This window comes from Kitasatospora sp. NPDC059803 (assembly GCF_042732255.1).
Classification (GTDB): Bacteria; Actinomycetota; Actinomycetes; order Streptomycetales; family Streptomycetaceae; genus Kitasatospora.
The window spans coordinates 1-5,453 of the sequence record NZ_JBHWIJ010000425.1 but is presented as its reverse complement, the minus strand read 5'-3'; the positions used below and the strand labels follow the sequence as shown (position 1 = coordinate 5,453).

The following is a 5,453-nucleotide window of genomic DNA, read 5'->3' as shown; positions in this document are numbered from 1 at the left end:
GTGGCGGGCAGCGTCCGCCACCGGCCGGACAGGGCCTGAACGCCCCGCCCGTGTCGGTGGCACGGGCGGCCCCGCACCGCACCGCCGGCCCAGGGCGCGGAGGGCTCCCGGCGGCCCGTCAGACCGACCAGCGGCCAGGGCGCCAGGCCCGGCGGCGGCCCGTCGCACAGACCACGGCGGTGCCGACGACCAGGGTGACACCGGCGATGATCCCGCCGGCGATCAGGGTGGCCTGCCGGGCGGCGGGGTCGGGGGGCGGGGACTGGACCAGGGACACCGCCAGGGCGGGCCCGGGGGTGGCCGGGGGCCCGTCCTGGAGGGGGGCGCTGAGGGCGGCCAGGGGGTCGACGGTCCCGTACCCGAGGTGCGGGTCGGGCAGGGCGGTGCCGGGGTGGTAGGCGGTGGCCCGGAGCCGGTCGGCGAGCCGGGCCGGGGTGAGGTCGGGCCGGTAGGCGAGGGCGAGTGCGGCGGTGCCGGCCGCCAGGGCGGTGGCGAAGCTGGGCCCGGCGGCGGTGAAGTAGCCCTTGCCGCCGGGGCCGACGCTCAGCACGGCGTCGCCCGGGGCGACCAGGTCGACCCGGACCGCGTCCGCCGCACCGCTGGGCGGGGCGCCGTTGGGCGCCAGGTCGGAGACCGCCAGGACGTCCGGGAGGGCGGCCGGGAAGGCCGCGACGGGGGGCGAGTTCGGGGAGGACTGGGAACTGCCGCCGCCGTCGGGGGCGGCCGGAGCGATCACCAGGGCGCCCTTGCCGCCGGCGTAGCGGACGGCGTCGCCGAGTTCGGCCTCGCCCGTCGACAGCGCCAGACCGACGGCGATGATCCGGGCACCGCCGTCGGCCGCGTCCCGGATGCCCTTGGCCAGCAGGGCCGGGGTGGTGTTCCCCACGTCGTCGGTGACGGCCACGCCGAGGATCCGCGCCTCGGGGGCGAGACCGGCGAAGCCGATCCCGTCCTGGCGCCGGGCGGCGATCAGCCCGGCGAGGAAGGTGCCGTGGCCGACGCAGTCGCGGGTGGAGTCGCCGGGGCCGTACTCACGCGGCCCCGGCGTGAGGCGGCCCTCCAGGACCCCGGACGCCGGGTCGACCCCGGAGCCGACCACGGCGACGGTCACGCCGGCACCGCGGCTGAGCTGCCAGGCGGCCTCGGGCCGCAGGTAGGTCTGCGCCCACGGGGTCCGGTCGGTGCCCTTGTCGGAGGGCTTGACGCAGCCGTCCGGCCGTCCGGCACCCCGGTTCTGGCCGATGACGGGCAGCGCGGCCGGATCGGCCGCGCCCGAGGTGGCGGCCGGCGTCGGGGCGGAGGTCGCGGCGGGCCTCGGGGCGGCCCAGGCGGGGGCGGCCGGGACCAGCAGGGCGCCGCAGCAGAGCGCGGCCGCGGCGGCCCGGGCCGGGCGGCCCGGTGCGCCGGTCACACCGCGCTCCCCTGCGGCAGCCCGGGGATGTCCTGGGGCAGCAGCAGGCTGAGTTCGGACAGGTCGCCGACGTCGAGCCGGGCGAGCCGCCCCGCCTGGCGGGTGACCATCGCCTCCAGCGTCTGCCGGGCGAAGCGGCCGTTGCCGAAGTTGCGGTCCCGGGGGACGGCCGCGCACAGCTCGCCGAGGAGGGCCAGGGTCTCCGGTGCGCAGACGTAGCCGGCCTCCTCCGCCTGGCGGCGCACGATGGTGACGAGTTCGTCCGCGCTGTAGTGGTCGAAGGCGATCTGCTGGGGGAACCGGGAGGCCAGACCGGGGTTGGAGCTCAGGAAGCCCTGCATCTCCTCCTGGTAGCCGGCCACGATCACCACGACCTCGTCGCGGTGGTCCTCCATGAGCTTCATCAGGGTGTCCACCGCCTCCTGGCCGAAGTCGCCGCTCGCGGCGCCGCCGCGCGGGGTGAGGGTGTAGGCCTCGTCGATGAACAGCACGCCGCCCCGGGCGCGTTCGAAGGCGTCCCGGGTGAGCTGGGCGGTGTGCCCGATGTAGCGGCCGACCAGGTCGGCCCGGGCGGTCTCGACCAGCTGGCCGCGCGGCAGCACGCCGAGTTCGGCGAGCAGCGCCCCGTAGAGCCGGGCGATGGTGGTCTTGCCGGTGCCGGGCGGGCCGGCGAAGACCAGGTGGTGGCTGATCCGGGCGGTGGGCAGGCCGGCCTCCTCCCGGCGGCGGGCCTGGGTGATCAGGTTGACCAGGTTCTCGACCTGCTCCTTGGCGGCGGTGAGGCCGACCATGGCGCGCAGTTGGTCGAGCAGGTCGCTGCCGCCTTCGGCGCCCGGTCCGCCGGCCGCGGCCGCGCGGGCCGCGTCGGAGTGCTCCTCGCCGAGGTCCTCGGGCAGCAGTCGGGCGAGGTCGGCGTCGGTGATGTCGGCCAGCTCGGCCAGCCGGGAGGCCTGACGGTCCACCATCTCCTCGAACACCTTGCGGGCGGCGCGGCCGTTGCCGAAGTCGGCGCCCTTGGGCATCCGCGTGAAGTGCGTGCCGAGCACCTCCCGGGTGGCGTCGGCGAGTTCGTAGCCGTGCCCGACCGCGGCCCGCTCGACGATGGTGACCAGTTCCTCCGCCGAGTAGTTGCGGAAGTCCACGGTGCGGCTGAACCGGGAGGCGAGGCCGGGGTTGGAGCCGAGGAAGGAACGCATCTCGTCCGAGTACCCGGCGACGATCACCACCACGTCGTCGCGGTGGTCCTCCATCAGCTTGACCAGGGTGTCGATGGCCTCGCGGCCGAAGTCCGGCCCGGTGCCGCCGGATCCGGCGGACAGCGTGTACGCCTCGTCGATGAACAGCACGCCGCCGAGCGCCGACTGGAACACCTCGGTGGTCTTGATCGCCGTGCCGCCGACGATGGACGCCACCAGGTCGGCCCGGGCGACCTCGGTGAGGTGGCCGCTGCGCAGCACGCCGAGTTCGGCGAGGATCGCCCCGTAGAGGCGGGCGACGGTGGTCTTGCCGGTGCCGGGCGGGCCCGCGAAGATCAGGTGCCGGCCCATCGGCAGGGCCGGCATCCCGGCCCGTTCGCGGCGCCGGGCCAGCTTGTTGAGGTTGACCAGGGTGGCGACCTGCTCCTTGACCCCCTCCAGGCCGACCAGCGCCTGGAGGGCCGCCTGCGGACCCTCGGGCTCGGGCGGCGGCAGGTCGTCGGCCGGGCGCTCGGCCTCGGCCTCGGCGCCGTCGGCCTCGGGCGCGCCGGCCGGGCGGGCAGCGGCCGGGTGGTCGTCGGCGCCGGCGGTCGCGGTGCCGTGGCTGTCGGCCCGCCCGTTGTCCCGGCTGGTCAGGTTCTCCACCGAGAGCCGCTCGCTGGGCCTGGTCTGGCACAGGCCCGAGCCGCGGTTGCCGGTGACGGTGCAGCCGGTGATCCGGATCGGTTCCTCGGACTCGGCGCGCAGCCCGTCCCGGGTGTTGCCCACCAGCTCGCAGCCGGTCAGGGCGGCCCGGCTGCCGGCGGCCAGCAGCACGCCGTGCCGGCGGTTGCCGTGCACCCGGGAACGGGCCATGGTCAGCTCGCCGCCGTCCTCGACCACGATCCCGTCGCCGGTGCACTCGGCCACGTCGCAGTCGCGGAGCGAGGCGACGCCGCCCGGACCGACCTCGATCCCCGGGGTCCCTGCCGTCTTGGCCGTCCCCGGCGCGCCGGTCGCGGCGGTACCGCGGACCGTGGTGCCACCGACCTGGGTGTTGCCGCCGTCGGCCACCAGCAGCGCGGCCCGGCCGGTCGCACCCAGCACGCAGGACTCCAGCCGCCCGCGGCCCTCCCGCAGCACCTCGACGCCGTGGCCGCGCACGTCGGCGATGTCCAGTCGGCGCAGCAGCGGGTTGGCACCGTCCCGCACGCTCACCCCGGCGCCTCCCGCGCCGCGCACCTCCAGCCGGTCGAACTCGGCGGCGCTCTCGCCGACCAGTTCCACCCCCGCCTCGCCGCTGTCGCCGACCGCCGTCCGGGTCAGCGACGGGCTGGAGGACTCGTCCACCACGATCCCGGCCGCCTCCGCGCCGGCCACCTCGCACTCCTCGAAGGTGCCCCGGGAGCGGCCGGTGACGTGGATGCCGTGGCCCTTGGTGCGCATCGTGCGGCAGCGCCGCACCACCGGGTCGGTGCCGCCGGTCAGGACCAGGCCGTGGCCCCGGGTGGCGCTGACCGTGCAGTCCTCCAGCAGGACCTGGGCGGTCGAACTCAGGTAGATGCCGATCGAGGCGTCCCGGACGGTGGTGCGCAGCACCCTGGTCGTGCTGTTCTCCTCCAGCGCGATGCCGGGTTTGTCGGTGGCGGAGATCTCGCAGTCCTCGATCGAGCCGCGGCCCTCGCCGTTGGCGCACACCCCGTTGCCCCGGGCGTCGCGCAGCACGCAGCCCCGGATCACGGGGTTGGCCCGCTCGCCGATCACCACGGCGGAGCTGCCGAGGTGCTCGACCACGCAGTCCTCGATCACGCTGGAGCCGGTGGAGGTCTCCACGATGCCGGCCCCGGCCGGGTTGACGACCCGGCAGCCGCGCATCGCCAGGGCGCCCTGCTGACGGGTGAGCACGGCCGTCCAGGAGTTGCCCGCCACCTCGCAGTCCTCCAGGGCGGCCTGGCCGCGCGGGACGTCGACGGTGGGCAGCTCCTCGTCCTGGCCCTGGAGCACCAGCCCGGTCAGCTGGACGGCCTCGGCCACCACCTGCACCACCGCGCCCCGCCGCGGCGAGATCCGGACGCTGCCCCGGGCCTCCTCGGCGGTGATGGTCACCATCTTGGTGATCACCAGGTTCTCCTCGTAGCGGCCCGGGCGGACGCTGATCACCGTGCCGCTGCGGGCCGCCTCCAGCGCGGCGCCGATCGTGCGGTAGCCACCGCCGTCGCGCTGCTCCGCACTGACCGTCAGCACATGGCGGGTCATGGTGCGTTCTCCTCCGTCGTTCTTGGCTGTCGTGCCGGTGCTGCCGTACGTCGGTGCAGCGGGGTCACCCGGTGCAGTTGGCCCGGATCGCGGACGCGGCGTGGTGGGCGAAGGTCTGCTTGTCGCTGCCCTGCCAGTCCTGGCCGCGGTCGTGCAGCGTCACGGCGAGCTTGCCGCCGTTGAGCTGGAAGGGGCCGACCGTGACCCACTGGCCCCGGTTGCCGACCTGGTTGACGTTGAACGAGCCCGACCCCGAACCGCTCTGCACCGTGTAGAGGGACGACGTTCCGCCGACCGCCTTGATGTCCCCGCTGTTCGGCACGTACACCGCCAGCTTGCAGGTGCCGGTGGTGACCGACCCCGTGGAGAACGTCCAGACCACCGAGTTGTCGTGGTCCTTGTTGGCGTCACCCGACATCGGCATCGAGTAGTAGCCGCCGTTGCAGCCGTCCCCCGAGTAGCCGCCGGAGTTGTTCCGCCAGCCCTCCTGGCCCTTGTCGTACCAGCCGCGCGCCTGCGCGCCCCCGCCGCTGCACCCCGGGCCCGCCACCGCGGCGAAGCTCGGCGCCGGCGGCGGGGCCGGCTGCGCGGGCTTGGCCGGGGGCTGGGCG

Annotated in this window: 2 protein-coding genes and 1 pseudogene; all 3 read right to left on the bottom strand. The window is 75.8% G+C overall.

The annotated features are described in order from the left end of the window. Positions 1-118: 118 nt before the first annotated feature. Complete coding sequence (locus ACFV6I_RS37210; protein WP_380430471.1) at positions 119-1,411, bottom strand: S8 family serine peptidase; 1,293 nt, start codon at positions 1,409-1,411, stop codon at positions 119-121. Next, positions 1,408-4,842, bottom strand: a complete 3,435-nt coding sequence (locus tag ACFV6I_RS37205; RefSeq protein ID WP_380430468.1) for a right-handed parallel beta-helix repeat-containing protein — start codon at positions 4,840-4,842, stop codon at positions 1,408-1,410. Before ACFV6I_RS37205 ends, ACFV6I_RS37210 begins: the two co-directional genes overlap by 4 nt. Before the next feature lie 64 nt (positions 4,843-4,906). Then, positions 4,907-5,453: pseudogene (locus tag ACFV6I_RS37200) on the bottom strand (hypothetical protein); the annotation flags it as partial.